This window comes from Paraburkholderia sediminicola (assembly GCF_046027825.1).
Lineage (GTDB): Bacteria > Pseudomonadota > Gammaproteobacteria > Burkholderiales > Burkholderiaceae > Paraburkholderia > Paraburkholderia sediminicola_D.
This window is the reverse complement of record NZ_JAQQDU010000016.1, coordinates 1-21611: the sequence shown is the minus strand read 5'-3', so window position 1 is coordinate 21611 and position 21611 is coordinate 1. Positions and strand designations below refer to the sequence as shown.

Here is a 21611-nt window from a genome sequence, read left to right as displayed (position 1 = left end):
CGCGGCGCCTAGTGCCCGAGAATAGCGAGCGCCGCGCGCATCGGTGCGAACGATAGTTTGATTATTCCGTCGAGCGGTGTATTCATTTCCATGATCAGGAAGATCGCGCCGGAAGTCGACAGCGCACACATCACAAGCGCCGTCATCGTCGTGCCGTTTCGGGGCGCGACGAGCCCGAACGTGCCGAAGAGGATCGCCAGCCAGAACACCAGGACAATCAGCAACGGCACCGGAACCGAGCCGGTTTGCTGAAGAAGCGCCAGCCACCGCGTGGCGAGTACATCGTCGACGATTTGCAGCGCCCGAGCCTGCAATTGACGCTGCATGTCGCTGTGCGGCGAGAGTTCCTCCACTTGACGCTGGAATGCTTCTCCGCGGGCGACCGTCTCGGGGCTGCTCAGCTTGGCCAGTTGAGCAGGATCGCCGGAAACCATCGCCGCAATAGAAGCTTCGGTCGTGCGTTTAAGCGCACTGCGAATATCCTGCGTCTCCGGACCATAATGAGCCAGTACGCGATCAAGGCGAACGATAGCGGCGGCGCTATGCAAAAGCTCCGTATTCATCGTGTCGAAAGAGCCTTTTGCCGATGATATCAGCAGGCCCAGCACCAATGCGGCCATGGTTGCGACGAGACCGGTCGCCAGTTTGACGACACCGATGGATTCCTCGCTGAGGTGGTGCTGCGGCAGCACGCGGCGCAGATACGAACCGAGCAGTGCGCTGCCGAAAACGCATACGAATACGATTGCCGCGTCGACGAGGTGATTCACCCGGCTGTCCTCCGTCCTGGTCACACACTTAGCGATTCGACATCTTGCGCGCCGCGCTGCAGTGTGCAATTGGACCAAGGTCCAATTGCACACGCAACGCTGGGCACTTATGGTTTTAGCTGCCTGCGGTGGGCGACAACGACCCAGCTCGCGAAAGCTGGACCCGTGACTGCGATTTCGTTCTCCATCACTGGCAGCGGTCGCACGGCGCAAGCGCCTTTGTCCGGCGAGGAGCACAGCATGCCGATCTTCAGACCACGCCTGCGAACGTTGACATTGGCGCTGTCACTCCTGTTAGCCGCGGTGCAGACGAATCGCGCCTCCAACCTCGATCCCGGCTGGCCGCGTGAGATTGTCCGCGACGATGCAACGCTCACCTATTACCAGCCCCAGATCGACGACTGGAAGGATTTCAGGGAGTTGACCGGCCGCATGGCGGTGAGCGTGACCCTGCGCGGCGGCAAGCCGCAGCTGGGTGTCGTGACGATGCAAGCGCACACCGATGTGGATATCGACAGTCGCAACGCACGCTTGAGCGATCCGAAAATTACCGGGACATCGTTTCCCGGTGCCGACCGGGCGGCGACCCAGAAACTCGATCAGGTGGTGCGAAAATTTCTCAATCCTCAGGCGACGCTAACGTTGTCGATGGATCGATTGGTGGCCAGCATCGATAAAAAACAGGCTGCGCCGGCTGTCCCGATCAAAAGCGATCCGCCCGCCATCTTTGTCAGCTTTGGCCCGGGGCTGCTGCTGTTCGTCGATGGCGATCCTGTGCTGGCGCCGATCAAAGACTCGGACATCGCCTTTGTCGTCAACGCGAGCTGGCCGCTCTTCGTGGACAACGCCACCCATCAGTACTATCTGTTCACGGGCGGTTCGTGGATGACGTCGACGGATATGAAAACGGGCTGGGCAGAAATCAGAACGCTCCCCGCGAAGATGACGAAAGTGTCCGCCGACCCCACCTGGGCGGACCTGAAACCTTTTATCCCGGCACCGGCAAAGCACACCGGCAAGGCCCCCGCAGTGTTCTATAGCAGCACGCCTGCTGAGTTGATCAGCTTCGACGGCCAACCGGTCTACAGCACGATTCCTGGAACCGCGCTGGTGTTCGCGAAGAACACGGACAGCGACGTATTCGTCTATACGCCGACGAAAACTTATTACTACCTGACGGCCGGCCGCTGGTTTTCATCGACCGCGCCCAGCGGTCCTTGGGCTTACGCGACCGACCAACTGCCCGCCGATTTCGCTCGAATTCCCCGCGATAGCCCCGCCTCACGCGTGCTCGCGTCGGTACCTGGCACGCCCGAGGCGAACGACGCGGTGCTGCTCGCGCAGATTCCGACGACCGTCGAGGTGAACCCCGTCGCAGCCGCGGCGGAGATCAAAGTGGCCTACAGCGGCGAGCCGCAATTCGCACCGATCGAAGGCACGCCGCTCGCCTATGCAACCAACACCCCGGACAAGATAATCAAAGTCCAGAATCACTATTACCTTTGCTCGCGCGGCGTATGGTTCGACTCGCCGTCGCCAAGCGGACCGTGGACGACCAGCACGTCCGTCCCACAAGTGATTTATACGATCCCACCGGCTTCGCCTGTCTATAACGTGACTTACGTAACCCAGCAGGTGGTGCCGGGCGGAACGGTTCAAGCAAGCTACACCGCCGGATATCTCGGCGTGTTCATCGCGGGCGCCGCGATCGGTGCGATCGTCGCGCAAGGCAACGGTTACTACTATCCGCCGTACGTACGCATCGGCTACGGGCCGTATCCGGTTTACTATCCGCGCCCCGCGCCCTATGGCTATCCGGTTTATAACCCATATACGGGTGCAAGCAGCGTACGTGGAGGCGTTTATGGCCCGGCTGGCAGTGCAAGCTGGGGCGCTTCGTACAACCCTTATACAGGCACCTATGCACGCGGCGCGACGGCCTCAGGACGTTACGGCAGCGCGAGCGTCGCGCAAACCTATAACCCCTATACCGGCGCCTACGCCGCGAGCCATCAGGGATCGAACGCGTATGGCCAGTGGGGGAGCTCGGTCGTGACGAAGGGCAATCAGTGGGCCGCGACGCAACACACCACCACAGCGAATGGCACGGTTGCGCGCTATCAGAATTCAGCAGGCGGCAACGCCGTCGCCGGCAGCACGGCCAACGGCCGCGCGGTTGCGGGCAAGACCGCCAACGGCGATCTGTATGCAGGGCGAGACGGGAACGTCTACAAGAACACCGGTGGCAGTTGGCAGAAGTACGACAACGGCTCCTGGTCCACGGTGAACAAGCCGGCGTCTCAATCGGTGTCGCAGTCCGCTGCGCAAAGACCGGCAAGCACACAAACGCGGCAAACGACCGGCACGGCGAACGCGGCCGCCGTTCAGCAGAACACCCAGCCGAAACGCGCCACGAACACTCAATCTACCAACGCCGCAACCTCGGCGAAGAATATCCCGAACAATCAGCCGCCACGCCCCGCCGCAGCACAGCCCAATACCGTGCGGGCACCGCAGCAAACCACCCAGGCCAACCCGCAAGCACGTCCTCCAGTGACGCCCACTGCCCAAGCTCAAAGGGGCGCCGGCGGAATCAACCGGGCCAGCGCGCAGCCCTACTCCGCCGATCTTAATCAGGAGATGCAGAATCGGCAGCGAGGCGCCGCACAGAGCCAACGCTACGCCCAACCCGCGGGCGCCGGTCGCGCCGCAGGCAGCAGCATGGGCGCGCGGGGTGGCGGTGGAGGCGGAAGTTTTCGCCGCTAGCGACGGCGCGAGCTAGTACGGGGGAAGCCATGAAACGCTATTGGACCAAGGTCCAATTGTCTTTATGTGAGCGCAACACCACTATTTATTCCAGTCGAAGCGTCCTGCAACCGGCATGGGCCGCACCCTCACCGTCGTTCCAAGCCGCGAACAATCCGACGCGCCAACCGCGTTCACAACGTGACGTCATTTCCCTGAATGGAGCACGAACATGTTCAAGTACCTTCGGCTTATCCTTGCTGTCCCACTCATGCTGCTCGCGGTTTCCTGTTCGACTCAACAACAGGCTGGCGCGACGCCTGGGACCGACCCGGAGCTCGAAGCGAAAGCTCGCGCGGCGCTGCAACAACTGGTTAATACCGCGCCACGGACGCCACAACTTCAGCAAAGGGCAAAAGCCGTGCTCGTGTTCCCCGATATTCTCAAAGTGGGATTCATTGCCGGCGCGCAGGGCGGCAAGGGTGTGATGTTCGGCCCGGATGGAACAGTATTGGGCTACTACAGCGCGCGAGCCGTCTCCTGGGGGTTGCAGGCCGGCGGACAGACCTTTTCTGAAGCCATGTTCCTGATGACCGATGAAGCCGTCAATTACCTCAACTCGAGCGACGGATGGTCGGTCGGCGTCGGTCCGAGCGTGGTGGTCGTGGACCAGGGAATGGGTAAATCAATGACCACCACCACCCTGAAAGACGACGTCTATGCGTTCATCTTCGGCCAGCAAGGATTGATGGCAGGTCTCGGCGTACAAGGGCAAAAGATCACCAAATACACGCCGTGATCCGGTAGCCGGCTCCCTCGCGCAAGTTGAACGTTGCGCGTGAGGAGCCTTGTTTCGTATCGCGGTCCGCTTTGAAAGGCCGCAACCGCAATGCAACGAAGCGAGGGCATCATCATGGCCAGGCGTCTCAGATGGTTGGCAATTGTTTCGGTGGCTTTGTTCGGTACCGTGGCCATTGCGCAATATCCGGCTATCGACATGGTCGCAGGCAAAGTCGTTCAGAAGTACCAGGGATCGACTTGCGAGCAGTTATGGCAGGAACGCGCGCAGAAAAATAGCCAACCCAAGTCCGAGCGGGAACAGCAAGCCGTGCAGTTGCTGCGTAACGATCCGCAGATGCGCGCCGCGTTCATCGACAAGGTCGCCGCGCCGATTGCCAACAAGCTGTTCGAATGCGGCATGATCCCGTGATTGCCGCCGGCCGCACGCCGTCAATCGTCTGACTCGACGAGGCACAGATGACCCACGCGAAACTGCTCAGGCGCCTTGCGGTCGTCGCGCTCTGCCTGGCGCTGACTGTGGGCAGCTATGCCCAACAGACGCACAACACATCAAAAGCAGCAGCGAAGCCGGTCGCGCAGAACGTTGTGCCCGCATTCAAAGCCGGTCTCGAGCCGCGTGCCGTCGATATTCTCAAGCAGGCGTGTGCCCGCCTCGCTGCCGCCCACTCGATGTCCTTCACCGCGGTCGTCTCGTATGAAAGCCCCAGCCGCCTCGGTCTCCCGCTCGTCTACTCCACCCGGTCGGAGGTGACGATGCAACGGCCCGACAAGCTCAAGGTCGTCACGCTCGGCGACGGGCCGCCTTCCGACTTCTACTACGACGGCAAAACCATGACGGCCTTCGCGCCCGTGGAGAAACTCGTCGCCATCGCCGATGCCCCGCCCACCATCGACGCCGCGCTGCAGGCCGCGTTCGTTTCCGGTGCGATCTATTTTCCGTTCAGCGATGTGATCGTCGCGGATCCGTACAAAGACATCGCCGACGGTTTGACGACCGCGTTCTATATCGGGCAATCGAACGTGGTTGGCGGCACAACCACGGACATGGTGGCATACGTCACCAACGGTGTGTTCATCCAGATATGGATCGGCGAAAAAGACAAGCTGCCGCGCCGCATTTACGCCATCTACCTCAACGATCGCGCTCGCCTGCGTCACGTACTGGAATTGTCGGACTGGCAGTTGGATATCGCTGTGCCGGCTGACGCTTTCCTCGCCGCGGATGCGAGTGGCGCGGCGCGGATCGCTTTTGCGCGTCCGGATGCCACGGATGCACCGGGTATGAAGCCGCCGCCTAAGGTCCTGCGTCAAAAAGCCCAGTGAGGAGACGCACATGAACAACGTCGTCATCCGTCTGGCGGTTCTGCTCATCCCCGCACTCGTCCCGGCTTATGTCGGCGCGTGGTCGCATGCGAACGCGTACGGGGGCGGCACATATCACGCGCCCGGCTCGGGGTCGACAACCCGCACCGACTATGCCGGTGGCAGCGAAACGCACACCTATGGACAAGGCACGACCGCGACGGGCCGCTATGGCGACACGGCCACCCATCAGGCAGGCTCGGGCCAGACGACCGCGACCAATCAATACGGCGGGAGTGCGACTCACACGTACGGCCAGGGCACATCTGCCAGCAACGGCTATGGCGGGAGCGCGTACCATGCCACGGGATCCGCAACCACGACCTACACCAGTGCCTCCGGAGCGACGGCTTACCACAACGCCTACTATGGCGCGCGATACCCCGCCTACCATCCCCCGGTCGCCGTGAACAATTACGGTTCCGGATGCTACAACTGCGGAGGCTGGTCTACAGCAGGAGCCGCCGCGGCAGGCGCGGCAGTCGGCGTCGCGGCCGGTGCTGCGATCGCCTCCGCCAACACGGCGGCGGCGACCTCGAATGCATACAACGCCGGCGTGGCCGCCGGAGCGGCCGGCGCCGCCGGCAATGCGGGTTTCGCGATGGGCGCGATCTACGCAGCGCTGCCCGCAGGCTGCGCCTCGCCGAACGTTCACGGCACGACCTACTATCTGTGCGGGAATACGTGGTTCCAACCCGCGTACGGCGCCAACGGGGTTTACTACCGCGTCGTGCCTGCGCCCTGACACTGCAGGGCGCTCAGCAGCCGCCAATTCAAGCTTCATCGCGCGTCGTCAGCCTTGCCTGATCGTGAAATCCAGACGAGAAGACAGCCCCGATGCCAATCAGAATTTGTGGCGAATCCCAGCCAGCAACAGGTTCTGGTTCCGACTCTTCGACGGCGCATTCAGATAGATATCCGCAACCGCATACGGCCCAGACACTTGCTGAAAGTCGTCGAAGATATAGATATCGGTCCGCCTAGACAGCAGATAGTCCACGCTGACCTGAGCCGTATGCCAGTGTGGATTGGCGTTCAAGCCTCCGTATTTGCCATGGGTGTAGATGTACCCCGCGCCAAGCGTTAGCGCAGCCGTCGCGCTGTAGGTGAGTGACGTATCGTAATTGGTCAACGTGAGACTGGTTCCGTCGTGATAGGAATACTGAATATTGTCGATCATCACATTCCAGCGCACCCCATGACCAAAGTCATAGCGACCGCCAATACCCACGTTGCGCTGCCTGTCGACACCGGCCAACGGATTCAGTGGACTCGTCCGGAACAGGAAGAACGGCGCGCCCGCATAATCGTCCGACACTGCACCGTTCGGGTTGCCAAGACCCGGATTGTCGATCTGCAGGTACGCAAGCGCGACCTTCAGCCTCCCGTACTCATATCCCACTCCCGCGCTGTACGCGCGATTGAATGCGAATGCCCCGGCCGCATTGCTGAACGCATACAGCGCCTCCGCATTCAGTCCCGCGAAGGTCGGCGACGCATACTTGATCGAATTGCTGTAGCGCCAACTGCCCATCAGGTTATCGGCATCGCCGGGGTGAGCCGCCAGGCCGCCCGTCGCAGACGCGGTGGATAGCGGCGCCATATAGTCCCAGAACATATCGTATTGGCGCCCCGCGGTGACCGTGCCCCAGGTATTGCTCGACAGGCCGACGAATGCCTGACGCCCGAACATCCGGCCGCCTTGACCGAACTTGCCGTTCGTGATGTCGAAGCCGTTCTCAAGCTGCGCAACCGCGCGCTTGCCGCCGCCCAGATCTTCGACGACCTTGAAGCCGAAGCGGTTGTTCTGATTGGGGCCGCTGATCAGCTTGGTGTTGTGTGCTCCACCTTCATTGTTGACCCAGCCAATTCCTTCGGATATGAGGCCGTAAATCGTCACACTGCTTTGCGCAAGCACAGGACACGATACGAGCATGAGCGCCGTTGCGCATGACCATCGATTCTTCATTGACGCGTCTCCTTTTAGATATTTTTTTGTTTTCCCAGCCGGAAGCAAGGCTTAGGAAGATTCCACTTTGGGTTCGTCACGAACCGTGACGAAGAGCACAAGGGCACCGAGGCACAGCAATATCGACATCAGATACAACCCGTAGTCGAGCCTGCCGGTTTGCGACTTGATGAGGCCGATCAGATAGGGACTCACGAAACCACCGGTCTGACCGATACTGCTGATCAATGCAATGCCGCCGGCGGCTGCGGCGCCGCCCAGGTGCGCGGGTGGAACCGTCCAGAACACCGGAAGCGCGGCATACACCAGGACGATGGCGACGCTAAGGATCGCGAGCATCAACGGCAAACTACTGCTGTGTATCGTCAGCAGCGATAGCGCGACGGCACCGCCTACGGCGCATACGGCAAAATGGCGCCGCCGCTCGAGCCGTGCATCCGAGCGCCGCGAGATCAACACGACGCCGAGCGCGCCAATTCCGTACGGAATCGCGCTATACAGGCCGATCGACAGCACGTCCTTGACGCCGAAGCCGCGGATGAGTGTCGGAACCCAGAAGCTGATCGCAAACGACCCACAGGCCAGCGTGAAATAGACAAACGCAAGGGCGAAGACTCTGGCGCTCCTGAGCGCCGCACGAAACGTGTGGGGATGATCGCTGCCACGCGCGATACGATCAGCTTCAAGCGTCTGTGCGTGCTTGCGCTTGTCCGCGTCGGACAGCCATGCGACCTTCTGCGGATCGTCGACCAGGTGAAAGTAAGCGATGACACCGAGAACGCTGGCGGGCGCCCCTTCTATCAGGAACATCCATTGCCAGCCATGCATGCCGCCGACACCCGCCATGCCCTGCATGATCCATCCGGAAGCCAGCCCACCGACCAGACCGGCGATTGCCACCCCGGCGAAGAACCACGATACAACCGTCGCGCGGTATTTCGCCGGATACCAGTACGTGAGATAGAGCACGATCCCCGGGAAGAAGCCCGCCTCGAACGCGCCGAGCAGGAAACGCAGTACGTAGAACTGCCACGGCGAGCTCACGAACATCATGCAGGACGAGATCACGCCCCAACACAACATGATCCGAGAGAAGGTCCGGCGCGCCCCGACCTTCTCCAGCATCAGGTTGCTCGGCACTTCCATGAGAACATATCCCACCGCGAACATCCCCGCGGCGAGTCCATAGATCGAGTCGCTAAAGCCGAGATCCTGCTTCATCTGCAATTGTGCGAAGCCGATATTGATGCGATCCAGAAAGGAGATGACGTATGAAACGAAGAGGAACGGAATGACGCGAAGGGTGATCTTTCGGTAAAGGCGATCGGATGAAGCATCCGATAATGGGCTGTCAAGTGCGACGGTACCTTCCATGGGTTGTCTCCATTCATTATTTTATGTAGTTATGCAAAATTTAATGTTGCTACGATCAAACTTGCTGCCTATACGCTTACTCCCTGTCTGGTTGCTGATCCGGAGCTGCCGCGATAAAAGCCGGATGCGCCGAACAGATCGCATAGATCCGCATTGCGATCGGATAAGCATCCATGTCGCACCGATAGCGCAACGCGTTCGCAACCTGCGGCACCAGGAACGCATCAGCGAGCGTCGGCGTATCGCCGTGGCAATACGTGCCGGTCTGGGGAGAATCGGCCAGCATCCGCTCCACGCCCTCCATACCCAACAAGATCCAGTGTCGATACCAGTCGAGCTTCTGCGCCTCACTGAGGCCTAACTCCTTCACGAGATAGTGCAGTGCTCGCAGGTTATTCAGCGGATGAATATCGCAAGCGATGGCCGCGGCGATCGAGCGCACGCGTGCTCGCCCCTCAAGGCTCTCCGGCAACACGGACGGTGTGGGCCAGCGTTCCTCCAGATACTCACAGATAGCGATCGACTGACTCATCAGCGATCCCTCGACTTCGAGCGAAGGCACCAGCCGCAGCGGATGAATGTCGCTATACCGCGGGTGGTGCTGCTCCCCGCCGCCGCGCAGCACATGAACCGGCACGGTATCGAAGGGAAGACCCTTCAGATTCAGCACAATGCGGACGCGGTAGGCGGCGGACGAACGAAAATACGAATAAAGCTGCATCGCTAGGCTCCAGTTGGGATGGGGCTCATTTCTACGCCGCTAGCGACGCCCCGCCTATCCTCCCAAGAGAGGAAGTCCGACCCGGCGCCATGACTTTCGCCCTCCCCCGCACGCTGGCCTCCTCTTCCGGGAGGAATGCGATGCCGGCATCCCGTGTCCACAATGAGCCTCAACAGGGCGTTCAACACTCTGATTTGAGGAGACACGATGGTTCCGATTCATGGCTTGCATCATTTCGCATGGCGTTGCCGCGACGCAGAAGAAACCCGCCGCTTCTACGAAGACATCCTCGGGTTGCCGCTCGTACACCTGGTTCAGGCAGATAACGTGCCGAGCACCGGCGAATACTGCCCGTACGTGCACATCTTTTTCAGGCTGCGCGACGGTTCGCATCTGGCGTTCTTCGACCTGGGTGACGACACGATCGCGGCGCCGTCGCCGAATACACCGGGCTGGGTCAATCATCTTGCGCTGCAGGTGGACGACGAAGCCGCGCTAAAGGACGCAAAGGCCCGGCTAGAAGCGGCCGGTATCGACGTGATCGGCGTGGTGGATCATCACTTCATCCGCTCGATCTACTTCCATGATCCCAACGGCATCCGGCTTGAACTGACCACCCATGTCGGCTCGCCGGAGTACATGAGCAGCAAGAAGGCGGCCGCGCGTGGCGAGCTCGACCGCTGGACGGTCAGAAAAGCAGCGCGCCGCCAGGCGAACGGAGCGTGAGCATGCCGGACAACACACGCACGATCACCACTCCGCCGTCATCGCCGGCCACGCACACCATGGTCGACGGCGGCGCCGGCTATCAGTTGCCGGTATTTCCTTTCGTCACGCCGCCCGAACTCGCCGGCGCGGCAGCGAGGCGCTATTCCGTTGTCATCGTCGGTGGCGGGCTGGTGGGCCTCACGCTCGCCTGTGACCTCGCGACCCGCGGTATCGCCGCCGTCGTGCTCGATGAGGACGATACCGTCGGTGTCCGCGGTGCGTCGAGCCGCGGCATGTGCTACGCGCAAAAGAGTCTCGAAGTGTTCGACCGGCTCGGCATCTATGAGCGCCTGCTGGCCAAAGGCGTGCATTGGTCGGTTGGCCGAACCCTCGCCGATACCGACGAGGTCTATAGCTTCGACGCAAAACCCGCCAGCCTGTCGGCGCAGGTGCCGTTCCTGAACCTGCAACAGTTCTATCTGGAGTGGTTTCTGGTCGATCGGATCGCCGAGCTTGGCCTCACCGACATGCGCTGGAAGCATCGCGTGACCGGCGCCGAACGTCACGAGCACCACACGGCTCTGCAGATCGACACGCCCGAGGGCGCCTACGCGATCGAAGCGGACTGGGTCATCGACGCAACAGGCGCCAACAGCCCGTTGCGCGACTATCTCGGCGTACCGATCCAGCCGGAGCACGGCACCGACCGCTGGTGCATCTGCGACGTTCGCTTCAAAAAGCCGTTGCCGGCCGAACGCTGGACATGGGTCGCCGCACCGTTCAACGAAGGACGGGCGGTCTGGCAGCATCCTATGGCGGACGATGTCTGGCGTCTCGACTACCAGATGGCCCCGGACTGCGACCCGGAGCGCGTCAGCCACCCCGACGTCGCTCGCGAACGTGTGCGCGCCCATCTCGGCGAAGACGTCGAATTCGACATGGTCTGGATTGGCCCATGGCATTACCGCACCCAGATGCTCGATCACTTTCGCCTCGGCCGCGTGCTGTTCATCGGCGACGCGGCGCACGCGATGAGCCCGTTCGGCGCGCGTGGCGGCAACTCGGGCATTCAGGACGCGGACAACCTGGGCTGGAGGCTCGCACTGGTCCTCAACGGCCAGGCAAACGATGCGCTAATCGATTCGTACTGCACCGAACGACGCGCCGCCGCCGCGGAAAACATCGCCGTCACCAAACGCACCGCGCGCTTTCTGTCACCGCAGAGCGATGTGGAACGGCTGCTGCGCGACGCCGTACTGTCGCTGGCACGCGCCTATCCGTTCGCCCGTGCGCTGGTCAATACGGGTCGCCTGTCCGTGCCGAATCGATATCCGAATGCTGCCGGTATTGACGGCGCGGGTGAATCGCTCCAGAACCTGCCCGTGCGAACCCCGCGAGGACCGACCACGCTCGCGCGCTACAGCCTGTCAAACGGGACCCGCTTGCTGGCGCTCTACTTTCCGCTGAACGAGAACGACGCGACCGCAAGCCACTTGCGAGCACATCAGGACAAATGGTCGCTGCTGCATATCGCCGTCTGTGCGCCAGGCGCCGATCTCGACGACGGCGGTGCGTTTGACGAAGCGCCCGGCACGCTATTGCTTCTGCGGCCCGACCTTTATCTCGCCGCACGCCTCCTGGCCCCCACGTCTGAAGCACTCGATCACGTACTCGCCGCCGCGCTCGCCCAGCCACTGGAGATCACCGCATGAAAACCCACCTGAACATTCCCGAGGCGGACAGTTTCTACGCCGCGCTGATCGACGTCCATCGTGGACTGGAAAGCGCCGAAAGCGCCAGGCTCAACGCCCGGCTGTTGTTCCTGCTTGCCAACCAGGTCGGCGATCACGACGTGCTGCTTGCCTGCCTGCGCGCCGCCCGCAATCCAACTTCCCAACACTGAACCATCATGACCACCTCATTCGCATCCGCTTCCGACCTGCTTGAACAGAAACCGCGACTCGTGGAACTCGCGTCCAACGTCTACGGCTATATCAGCGAGTTCGATCCCAACTGCGGGTTCATCGTCGGCGACGATTCGGTTCTGGCCATCGACACGCGTGCCACGCCGCAACTCGCACGCGACTGGCTCGCCGACATCCGGACCGTCACCGACAAGCCGGTGCGCCATATCTTTCTCACGCACTATCACGCGGTGCGGGTACTCGGTGCTGCCGCGTTCGGCAATACGACCATCTTCGCGTCACGCGCCACCCACGACTGGATTCACGAGCGCGGCGAGGCCGACTTCCACTCCGAGGTAGGCCGCTTTCCGCGGCTCTTCAATGGTGTTGAAGAAGTACCCGGACTCACCTACCCGCACGTGACGTTCGAACGTGAGATGAGCATGTGGTTCGGCAAGCACGAGATCCGTTTCATGCATCTGGGACGCGGTCATTCGAACGGTGATTCGGTGTGCTGGCTGCCCGATTGCGGCGTGCTGTTCTCGGGCGATCTGGTCGAAAATCATTGCGGGGTCTACACGGGCGACGCCTATCTGCGCGACTGGACCGTCACGCTCGGCCATCTGCGCAGCCTCGGTGCGACGACGATGGTGCCCGGCCGCGGCGCCGCACTGCGTTCGCGCGAGGACGTGAATGCGGCGATCGACAGCACCCGCGACTTTATCTCGACGCTGCTCGACGCAGTGGGCGCCGGCTTGCGTGACGGTTGCGATCTGAAAGCCTGTCACGCGCTAGCCGATGCGGCGATGCGGCCGAAGTTCGGCGACTGGCCGATCTACCAGCACGTGCTGGCCTTCGACGTCTCCCGCGCCTACGACGAACTGACCGGCATCGAACACCCGCGCGTCTGGACCGCCGAGCGCGACCAGGCCCTCTGGAACACCCTGCACAACTGATCGGCGACATCCCATGAAATTTGCAACCCGAAAAAACGGCACGCGCGACGGCGAACTCCTGCTGGTGAGCCGCGACCTCAGTCACGGCGTGAGCGCCGCCGACATCGCCCCGACGCTGCAGACCGCGCTCGACCACTGGGAGGCTGTCGCTCCCGCGCTGTCGCAACGTTATGACGCGCTCAGCGCTGGTCGTGCCGCATCCGCGTTTGCGCTCGACACCACGACGCTGGCCGCGCCGTTGCCACGCGCTTATCAGTGGGCCGACGGCAGCGCCTACCTGGTCCACAGCGAACTGGTGCGCGCCGCACGTGGCGCGTTGCTCGACGAAGAGTTATGGCAAGACCCGCTGATGTATCAGGGCGGCTCGGACACCTTTCTCGGCCCGCGCGACGACGTCGCGCTCGAATCGGAAAGCTGGGGCATCGACCTCGAAGGCGAGATCGCCGTCATTACCGGCGACGTGCCGATGGGGTCGCGCGCAGAGCACGCCGGCCGCCACATCCGGCTGCTGATGCTGGTCAACGATGTCAGCCTGCGCGCGCTCGTCCCGGCGGAAATCAAGAAGGGCTTCGGCTTTTTCCAGAGCAAACCGTCGACCGCATTCTCGCCGGTGGCCGTGACGCCCGACGAACTCGGCGATGCTTGGGACGGCGCCCGGCTGCATTTGCCGCTGACGGTGCAGGTCAACGACGCCGTGCTCGGCACCCCGCATGCCGGCACGGACATGGTGTTCGATTTTCCGCGCCTCGTGTCTCATGCGGCAAAGAGCCGGGCATTGGGCGCCGGCACGGTGATCGGCTCCGGCACGGTGTCGAATGCGGATCGCAGCGTCGGCTCGGCGTGCCTCGCCGAACGCCGGGCGCTCGAAACCGTGCGCGACGGCGCGCCCGTCACACCGCTCCTGCGCTTTGGCGACCGGATGCGAGTCGAGATGTTCGATGCAAGCGGACAATCGATCTTCGGTGCGATCGACCAGCGCGTGGTTCAGTATGTCCCGCCGGCATCCTGACATTCACGGATTGACGGCCTGAACGCGATGCGGACAATACCGGCGATACCCTGCCAGCACCCCGTCGACGCAGGGACAGCGAGACAACCGTCGGCTACAGGCAGGTTCGACCTGCCTGCACAAGGAGGACGCCGTGGAAGTGCGAACGATCGATTTGTCGCCCGCCGGGCCGGCCGACTGCGCGTCGATAGCCGCCGCGATTGTCGGGCGGATCGGCGAAGCAGGTTTTGCCGGCGACCTGATCAGCTCGCTCGCGCGAATCCTGCGCGTCGGGCATCTGTCCGCTTTTGCGTTCCGGCCGCACTACGCGCCACAATTGCTCGGCACCAGCAGCGTGGTGTCGCCGGGTATCGCCCACGACACCGCCTTCGTCTATCTGGATCGCCACTACCTCGCCGACCCGACGCTGTCGTTGCGCGAGGCCAGTCGCACGCTGAACGGTCAGGCGCTGTTCGTCCAACGGCAACGCTCGCACGATGTGCTCGACGATGGCTACCGTGCTTCGTGTTACGACCAGCCGGGCATCATCGATCGCGTCTCGGTGGTTCAGGCACGCTGCGCAGGCAGCGATACGTGGATTGCAGTCAACATCTATCGCGATCGTTCGCAGGGATTCTTCTCGGACAGCGACCTCGATCTGCTCAGCACGGTGGCGCCCATCGTCACCAGCGCCACCGAACGTCATCTGCATATGACCGAAATGCAGGCGCAACTGGCCACGCAGGTGGCGGCATCGTCCGGCGCCAGACGCGACGCAGCGCCTGCGCGGCTCGCCGCAAGTTTCCCGCAACTCAGCCGCCGCGAGCGCGAAGTGTGCGAGGGCATTCTCGCCGGGCTGACCGCGAAACAGATCGCCCGGCACCTCGAGATCGCGCCGACCAGCGTCGTCACGCATCGCAAGAACGCTTATCTGAAGCTCGGCATTCACGACCTGAAGCAACTGTTCGGGCTGACAGCCTAGACGCACGCTTCGGCAGCCGCTTTTCCTCACGCATTCCCACGCGCCTCTGCACCGACCGGCGCGGCCGGCGGGCGGGCGCGTCTCTTTCCGCCGACCTATGACCGTCATCCACGAACATGATTTCGTGCGTTCGATTGCGGACGCACTGCAGTTCATTGCTGTTCACCACCCGGCGCCTTATCTCGCCCATCTTGCTCGCGCTCACGCTCGCGAACGTTCACCGGCTGCACGCGATGCGATCGCGCAGATCCTGACGAACTCGCGCATGGCCGCGCTGGGCCAACGACCGTTGTGCCAGGACACGGGTGTCGTCAACGTATTCCTCGAGATCGGCATGGCGGTGCGTTGGAATACGCCGCACGATGTTGAAACGCTGGTCAATGCGGGCGTACGTTCGGCCTATACCGATCCGCACAATCCACTGCGCGCGTCGGTTGTCGACGACCCGCTGTTCTCGCGGATCAATACGCGTGACAACACACCGGCCGTCGTGCACGTGCGTCTCGTGGCCGGCGACAGCGTACGCTGCACGGTGGCGGCCAAAGGCGGCGGCGCCGAAAACAAGAGTCGCTTCGCGGTGCTCAACCCGTCGGACAGCGTGCGTGACTGGGTGCTCTCCGTCATTCCTTCGCTCGGCGCGGGGTGGTGTCCGCCGGGGATCATTGGCCTGGGTGCCGGCGGCAGCGCGGAGAAGGCAATGCTGCTTGCCAAGGAATCGCTGATGGAACCGATCGATATGCACGACTTGCTGGAGCGCGGCCCGCAATCTCCGGTGGAGGCGTTACGTATCGAGCTATACGAGGCGATCAACGCGCTGGGTATCGGTGCGCAGGGACTGGGGGGCCTGACCACCGTGCTCGACGTCAAGCTACTGACCTATCCGACACATGCCGCATCGCTACCGGTCGCACTGATTCCGAACTGCGCAGCAGACCGGCATATCAGCTTCACGCTGGACGGCAGCGGCCCTGCGACATTCACTCCACCGGCGACGGACAGTTGGCCAGCCGTGACCTGGTCCGCCGCGGCCGATGCGGTGCGCGTCGACCTCGATACGCTCACGCGAGAACAGATGGCCACCTGGCGCGCCGGACAGACGCTGCTCCTGTCAGGAAAGTTGCTGACGGCACGCGATGCAGCGCATCGCCGCATTGTCGAGTTACTGGACGCTGGACAACCGTTGCCGGCCGATTTTACCGGGCGCGCGCTGTACTACGTCGGCCCGGTCGACCCTGTGCGTGATGAAGCAGTCGGGCCTGCTGGGCCGACCACATCGACGCGGATGGACAAGTTCATGGATCGCGTACTCGGCGCCACGGGCCTGTTGCTGACGATTGGCAAGGCGGAGCGCGGACCGGCAGCGAGCGAGGCTATTCACCGTCATCGCACCACGTATCTGATTGCGGTCGGCGGTGCGGCCTATCTGGTCTCGCAAGCCATCCGCCACGCGCGCGTGGTCGCGTTCGCCGATCTCGGCATGGAAGCCATCTATGAGTTCGAAGTCAAAGACATGCCCGTTACCGTCGGCATCGATTTGCTGGGTGAGTCGATTCATACAAGCGGGCCCAACTACTGGCAGCACATGATTCGTGCCGAACGCATTCCCACACGGGTTGCATGAGTGAGTAACCTGGCATGCCCGGTGGTATGCCCGGCCTGCCAGGTGCAGGCTTATTTGTCTCGCTCCCGCCCCGCAGACTTCGCCGTGCCCCGATCGGGCCTCGGTACGTCAAGGCAAACGGGGCCGCGATTGCCTTGACCGTCCTTACGCTGGCACGGACTCGGCTAACGTCGCGCGCGACCACACGCGGTGCTGCTCCGCCGCCGCGATAAACGCCTTCAGCACGTCGGCGCTCTGGCCATCGCCGCCGGTCGCGACCCCGTCGGCATGATCGGGCAGTTGCGCCGCGGCCAGCACGTCGCGCCCCGCCCCGAGGGCGGCAATCGCTTTCAGATGCTTGAACGCTTCGAGCACGAAATGCCGCGCCTCGCCGGATTGCGCCAGCGTTTTTGCGCTGGCCTCGCCGCCGCAGACGATCACCGCGTCGAACATGATCGACGGCATCCCGGCAATCGTCGCGTCCGGCTGCAAACCGTCGATCGCAGCAAGGGTCGGTGCGATGAGGAGCGGCGTGGCGCCCTCGCCCCGCAACGCCGTCAGGAGCGTATGGATCGACGCGGTATCGGCGCCGGGCGCCGTGAGCAGCGCGATCTTGCATGTCTTGATGCCCGGTTTTACACGATTGAGCAGGCTAAGCGCCGGCGAAGTCTGCGGCTCCGAGGCGGGTGGCGCTTTACCCTTCTTCGGGGCGGGCAAACCGAGCCCGGCCGCGACCTTGGCGGCCAGCCCGGCGTCGAAATTGGCCAGAATTTCGTTCACCACACGTTCGCGAATCTCCGGCTTCGTGACCTTGCCGAGTTCGAATTGATAGGCCGCGCTAATGTGCTCCTGCTCGACCTCGGACATGCTGCGATAGAAGAGCGCGGCTTGCGAGAAGTGATCGGCAAAGGACTCGCTGCGCACGCGGATCTTCTCGCCGTCGACGCGTTCCTGATAGCTCTCGAAGCCGCCGTCCGACGGCGCCGGATCGGTTTCCTTCGGCCAGCCACCGTTCAGCGAATTGGGCTCATAGGACGCCTGCCCGACATGAATCGCCTGGCGATGCATCGCGTCGCGCTGGTTGTTCTGGAACGGGCACACCGGCCGGTTGATCGGAATTTCGTGGAAGTTCGGGCCGCCTAGCCGACTGATCTGCGTATCCGTGTACGAAAAGAGCCGCCCTTGCAGCAACGGGTCATTGCTGAAGTCGATGCCCGGTACCACGTGACCCGGATGGAATGCAACCTGTTCGGTCTCGGCAAAGAAGTTGTCCGGATTACGATTGAGCGTCATCTTGCCAATAATTTTTACCGGTACGCTTTCTTCCGGAATCAGCTTGGTCGGATCGAGCAGATCGAAACCGAAGCTGTGTTCATCGTGTTCCTCGACGATCTGTACACCGAGTTCGTATTCGGGGAAGTCGCCCCGTTCGATCGCTTCCCACAAGTCGCGCCGATGGAAGTCGGGGTCCTTGCCGGCGAGCTTTTGCGCTTCATCCCACAACAGCGAATAGGAGCCCAGCACCGGGCGCCAGTGAAATTTGACGAATCGCGCCTTGCCTTGCGCATTCACGAAGCGGAAGGTGTGAATGCCGAAGCCTTCCATCGTGCGGAGGCTGCGTGGGATAGCGCGGTCAGACATGGTCCACAGCACCATGTGCGCGGATTCAGGCACCAGCGACACGAAATCCCAGAACGTGTCATGCGCGGAACCGCCGGTGGGCATCTCGTTGGGCGCCTCCGGTTTGACGGCGTGGACGAAGTCCGGGAACTTGATCGCGTCCTGGATGAAAAACACCGGCATGTTGTTGCCTACCAGATCGTAATTGCCCTCCTGCGTGTAGAACTTCACCGCGAAACCGCGCACGTCGCGCACCGTATCCGCCGAGCCGCGCGGCCCCTGCACGGTCGAAAAGCGCACATAGACCGGTGTCTGCGCGGCCGGGTCCTGCAGGAACGCGGCTTTTGTATATTCGGTCATCGCCTCGTACAACTGGAACACGCCGTGTGCGGCGGAGCCGCGTGCATGCACGATTCGCTCGGGAATCCGCTCATGATCGAAGTGCGTAATCTTCTCGCGCATGATGAAGTCTTCGAGCAGCGAGGGACCGCGCGGGCCGGCGCGCAATGTGTTCTGATTGTCGGCGATCTTGACGCCCTGGTTGGTTCGCAGCGCCTCACCGCCGGGACGCACGCGGAACGCTTCAAGATCCTGCGATTTACTGTCGTCGGCCGGCGTGGTGGGCTGGCGGGGGCCGGTTTTACGTGCCATGGAAACACTCCTTGCGTTGACGGTGCCAGGCGATGATTCGCACTGGCTCGAACGTCGGGATCAGCAAGCGTTGTTCCCGCCGAAGGGGACCCTGCCCACTTCGGTCAGGCTCGTGCAGTAGAACGAAAGATCCGGAATGCGCATGCCAGACCTCGCGTTTGGCGGATATTGACAGGTTGAGAGCGTGCCGCGTGGCACGGCGGTTGCGCCTGCATGTCTCGGGAGCGAATCATTCCATCCTCTTTGTCGCCGCCGATTGCAGTCGTCGCCGCAACCAGGTTATCGCTCCGTCGCCGCCGCGGAGTTAAACGATGCAACTTGCAGATGATGCTGACAATAGCCGGGCTGGACGCGTGCGCCGTCGTCGGCGCTCACGCGAGATCTCGAGATACGCGGGCAAGCCGATCCGCTTGCTTTGGCGCTATATTGGCCGCCGCAAGCTAGCCCATGCCACAGTGCTGGCAAGCGTCCTGATCGCGGTGGGGTGCGCGCTGGCATCGCAATACGGCATCAAGAACCTTATCGATGCACTGCCGGCCGGACGTGCACATCCGGAGACCGTGATTCGCGCCTTCGCACTATTGGTGATACTGATTCTGGCCGACAACCTGTTCTGGCGAGTCGGAGGCTGGATCGCCGCGCGAGCGTTCGTCGGAGTGACGGGCGATATCCGCAACGAGATGTTCGCGTACCTGTCGGGACATGCTCCGGCATTCTTCGCCGACAAGCAGCCTGGTGTCCTGTCCAGCCGGGTATCGGCCATGGCGAACGCTGTTTACACCGTAGAAAATACTATTGCATGGACGGCACTGCCGCCGTGCCTGACCATGGTGGGCGCCATTGCCATGGTCGCTGTTGTCAGCGCGCCGATGAGCCTCGCGCTCGTCGCAGTCTCCGTTGGGCTCGCGTTGTGGCTCTTCCGGCTTGCGAGCAAAGGAACAGCGCGACATCAGGCATTTGCCGCGCAGGCCGCATCGGTGGATGGCGAACTCGTGGACGTGATCGGTAACATGGGACTTATACGCACATTTTCAGCGGTGCCGCTGGAGTGTCAACGGCTCGACGCACACCTGCACACCGAAGGCGCCGCCCGCACGCAAAGCCTACTTTACCTCGAAAAACTTCGTCTACTGCACTCCGCTACTACGGCACTCTTCTCCGCAGGACTTCTGGGCTGGATACTGTGGCTGTGGAGCCAGGAACGTGCGACGACCGGTGACGTAGTGCTCATCAGCTCGCTCGGCTTTGCAATCCTCCACGGCACTCGGGATCTCGCGGTGGCGCTTGTCGACCTCACGCAACATATTGCGCGTCTAGGCGAGGCGACGCGGACTCTGCTTATCCCGCATGAGATGACAGAGCTCGGCAATACGCAGCCCCTGCATATAGAACGGGCCACCGTGGACTTCGACAACGTGTCCTTCGCCTATTCTGGCCGCCGGCCGGTGCTCAGCGCATTTAACCTGCACATTCGCGCTGGCGAGCGGGTGGGTCTGATTGGTCCTTCTGGCGCCGGCAAATCGACCATCTTCGCTTTGATCCAGCACTTTTACGGACCGCAGACAGGCAGCGTGCGGATTTCGGGGCAGGATATCTCCCGTGTAACCCAACATAGTCTGCAAGCGGCACTTTCAATCGTGCCGCAGGACGCGCCCCTCTTTCACCGATCCCTGCTGGATAACATTCGCTACGGCGTCCCAAACGCGACGGAAGCCGATGTTCGCCGTGCGTGCGAGGACGCAAACTGTATGGATTTCCTCGCCGCCTTGCCGGGAGGACTCGACACCACCGCTGGCGACCGCGGCGCAAAGTTATCGGGCGGCCAACGTCAAAGAATCGCCATCGCGCGCGCTGTTCTCAAGGACTCGCCTATCCTTCTGCTCGATGAAGCCACTTCAGCACTCGACACGGTTTCAGAGCTCGCGATACAGTCAGCCCTTGAACGGTTGATGCAAAACCGTACTGTTATCGCCATTGCCCACCGCCTCTCCACTCTGCAGACGTTCGATCGCATCGTCGTGATCAATCGAGGACGTGTGGTTCAGGACGGCTCGCCGACGGAGCTGGCCGCCGTCCCCGGCATCTATCGTGAGACGCTTGCACGCCAGCGCAGGCGCATGGCCTCCCCGGACGTATCCTGAAGAAAGCGTGACCTGTGCGGTCGCTGGGCCTTTCCATGTTCTGGCCAACCCTCGCTTCTATTTGCCATGGCATCGATCGTCGCGCCCAACGCTCAAACGAACAGTCTTCGGTGCGGCGACTGTGGACTTATTCTGGCTTTACCGAGTCGGGAAGATCACGACGGCGCATGCATAACTCGAAAGCGACGCGGGCCCCACACAGGTCTGGCAGGCATGGGTGTTGCGGAAAACCGGAATATCCTCGGATTCTTGAAATGTCTACCATCCTTCTCGTCGATGACGACGTGGAATCGCTTTGGTTGCTCCAGATTATCCTGAT

Annotated in this window: 18 protein-coding genes; 13 read left to right on the top strand and 5 right to left on the bottom strand. The window is 62.2% G+C overall.

Annotated features, from left to right (window positions below; genetic code table 11):
- Positions 1 to 8: 8 nt before the first annotated feature.
- Positions 9 to 770 carry a bestrophin-like domain gene (locus PQQ96_RS11360; RefSeq protein ID WP_459252138.1) on the bottom strand — a complete coding sequence of 254 codons (762 nt, stop codon included), beginning with the start codon at positions 768 to 770 and terminating at the stop codon, positions 9 to 11.
- Positions 771 to 1010: 240 nt separating this feature from the next.
- Here PQQ96_RS11360 and PQQ96_RS11355 point away from each other — a divergent pair, with 240 nt between their 5' ends.
- From PQQ96_RS11355 to PQQ96_RS11335, 5 genes are all read left to right on the top strand, one after another.
- The gene (locus PQQ96_RS11355; protein ID WP_408291638.1) at positions 1011 to 3536 is read left to right on the top strand and encodes a hypothetical protein; all 2526 of its coding nucleotides are present in this window, start codon (positions 1011 to 1013) and stop codon (positions 3534 to 3536) included.
- A gap of 211 nt (positions 3537 to 3747) precedes the next feature.
- Positions 3748 to 4314: a lipid-binding SYLF domain-containing protein gene (locus tag PQQ96_RS11350; protein ID WP_408291637.1), complete on the top strand. Its 567-nt coding sequence runs from the start codon at positions 3748 to 3750 to the stop codon at positions 4312 to 4314.
- Positions 4315 to 4404: 90 nt separating this feature from the next.
- Positions 4405 to 4725, top strand: a complete 321-nt coding sequence (locus PQQ96_RS11345; RefSeq protein WP_408291635.1) for a hypothetical protein — start codon at positions 4405 to 4407, stop codon at positions 4723 to 4725.
- A 47-nt stretch (positions 4726 to 4772) separates the two neighbouring features.
- Positions 4773 to 5639 (top strand): DUF2092 domain-containing protein, encoded by an 867-nt coding sequence (locus PQQ96_RS11340; RefSeq protein WP_408291634.1) that lies wholly within the window; start codon positions 4773 to 4775, stop codon positions 5637 to 5639.
- A gap of 10 nt (positions 5640 to 5649) precedes the next feature.
- A complete protein-coding gene (locus tag PQQ96_RS11335; RefSeq protein WP_408291632.1) occupies positions 5650 to 6423 on the top strand; it encodes a hypothetical protein in 774 nt (257 codons plus the stop codon).
- A 99-nt stretch (positions 6424 to 6522) separates the two neighbouring features.
- Here the strand turns inward: PQQ96_RS11335 and PQQ96_RS11330 are convergent, their stop codons facing one another.
- The 3 genes from PQQ96_RS11330 to maiA all read right to left on the bottom strand — a co-directional run bounded on the left by PQQ96_RS11330 (position 6523) and on the right by maiA (position 9742).
- Positions 6523 to 7647, bottom strand: coding sequence for a porin (locus PQQ96_RS11330; protein ID WP_408291630.1), 1125 nt, complete (start codon positions 7645 to 7647; stop codon positions 6523 to 6525).
- Positions 7648 to 7698: 51 nt separating this feature from the next.
- Positions 7699 to 9021, bottom strand: coding sequence for an MFS transporter (locus PQQ96_RS11325; RefSeq protein ID WP_408291629.1), 1323 nt, complete (start codon positions 9019 to 9021; stop codon positions 7699 to 7701).
- A gap of 76 nt (positions 9022 to 9097) precedes the next feature.
- Positions 9098 to 9742 carry a maleylacetoacetate isomerase gene (gene maiA, locus PQQ96_RS11320; protein WP_408291628.1) on the bottom strand — a complete coding sequence of 215 codons (645 nt, stop codon included), beginning with the start codon at positions 9740 to 9742 and terminating at the stop codon, positions 9098 to 9100.
- Positions 9743 to 9949: 207 nt separating this feature from the next.
- Here maiA and PQQ96_RS11315 point away from each other — a divergent pair, with 207 nt between their 5' ends.
- The 7 genes from PQQ96_RS11315 to PQQ96_RS11285 all read left to right on the top strand — a co-directional run bounded on the left by PQQ96_RS11315 (position 9950) and on the right by PQQ96_RS11285 (position 16901).
- Entirely contained in the window at positions 9950 to 10468 is a 519-nt protein-coding gene (locus PQQ96_RS11315) for a VOC family protein (RefSeq protein ID WP_408291626.1), read from the top strand.
- A 2-nt stretch (positions 10469 to 10470) separates the two neighbouring features.
- Positions 10471 to 12162, top strand: a complete 1692-nt coding sequence (locus tag PQQ96_RS11310; RefSeq protein ID WP_408291625.1) for an FAD-dependent oxidoreductase — start codon at positions 10471 to 10473, stop codon at positions 12160 to 12162.
- Positions 12159 to 12353: a DUF2783 domain-containing protein gene (locus PQQ96_RS11305; RefSeq protein ID WP_408291623.1), complete on the top strand. Its 195-nt coding sequence runs from the start codon at positions 12159 to 12161 to the stop codon at positions 12351 to 12353. Before PQQ96_RS11310 ends, PQQ96_RS11305 begins: the two co-directional genes overlap by 4 nt.
- A gap of 6 nt (positions 12354 to 12359) precedes the next feature.
- The gene (locus PQQ96_RS11300; RefSeq protein ID WP_408291622.1) at positions 12360 to 13310 is read left to right on the top strand and encodes an MBL fold metallo-hydrolase; all 951 of its coding nucleotides are present in this window, start codon (positions 12360 to 12362) and stop codon (positions 13308 to 13310) included.
- Positions 13311 to 13323: 13 nt separating this feature from the next.
- The gene (locus PQQ96_RS11295; protein WP_408291620.1) at positions 13324 to 14319 is read left to right on the top strand and encodes a fumarylacetoacetate hydrolase family protein; all 996 of its coding nucleotides are present in this window, start codon (positions 13324 to 13326) and stop codon (positions 14317 to 14319) included.
- A 133-nt stretch (positions 14320 to 14452) separates the two neighbouring features.
- The gene (locus tag PQQ96_RS11290; protein ID WP_408291618.1) at positions 14453 to 15280 is read left to right on the top strand and encodes a helix-turn-helix transcriptional regulator; all 828 of its coding nucleotides are present in this window, start codon (positions 14453 to 14455) and stop codon (positions 15278 to 15280) included.
- Positions 15281 to 15377: 97 nt separating this feature from the next.
- Positions 15378 to 16901, top strand: a complete 1524-nt coding sequence (locus tag PQQ96_RS11285; protein WP_408291616.1) for a fumarate hydratase — start codon at positions 15378 to 15380, stop codon at positions 16899 to 16901.
- 144 nt (positions 16902 to 17045) lie between these two features.
- On the opposite strand, the gene katE is transcribed toward PQQ96_RS11285, so the two are convergent.
- Positions 17046 to 19151, bottom strand: a complete 2106-nt coding sequence (katE, locus tag PQQ96_RS11280; protein WP_408291614.1) for a catalase HPII — start codon at positions 19149 to 19151, stop codon at positions 17046 to 17048.
- A 311-nt stretch (positions 19152 to 19462) separates the two neighbouring features.
- Here katE and PQQ96_RS11275 point away from each other — a divergent pair, with 311 nt between their 5' ends.
- Positions 19463 to 21292: an ABC transporter ATP-binding protein gene (locus tag PQQ96_RS11275; protein WP_408291613.1), complete on the top strand. Its 1830-nt coding sequence runs from the start codon at positions 19463 to 19465 to the stop codon at positions 21290 to 21292.
- Positions 21293 to 21611: the final 319 nt, after the last annotated feature.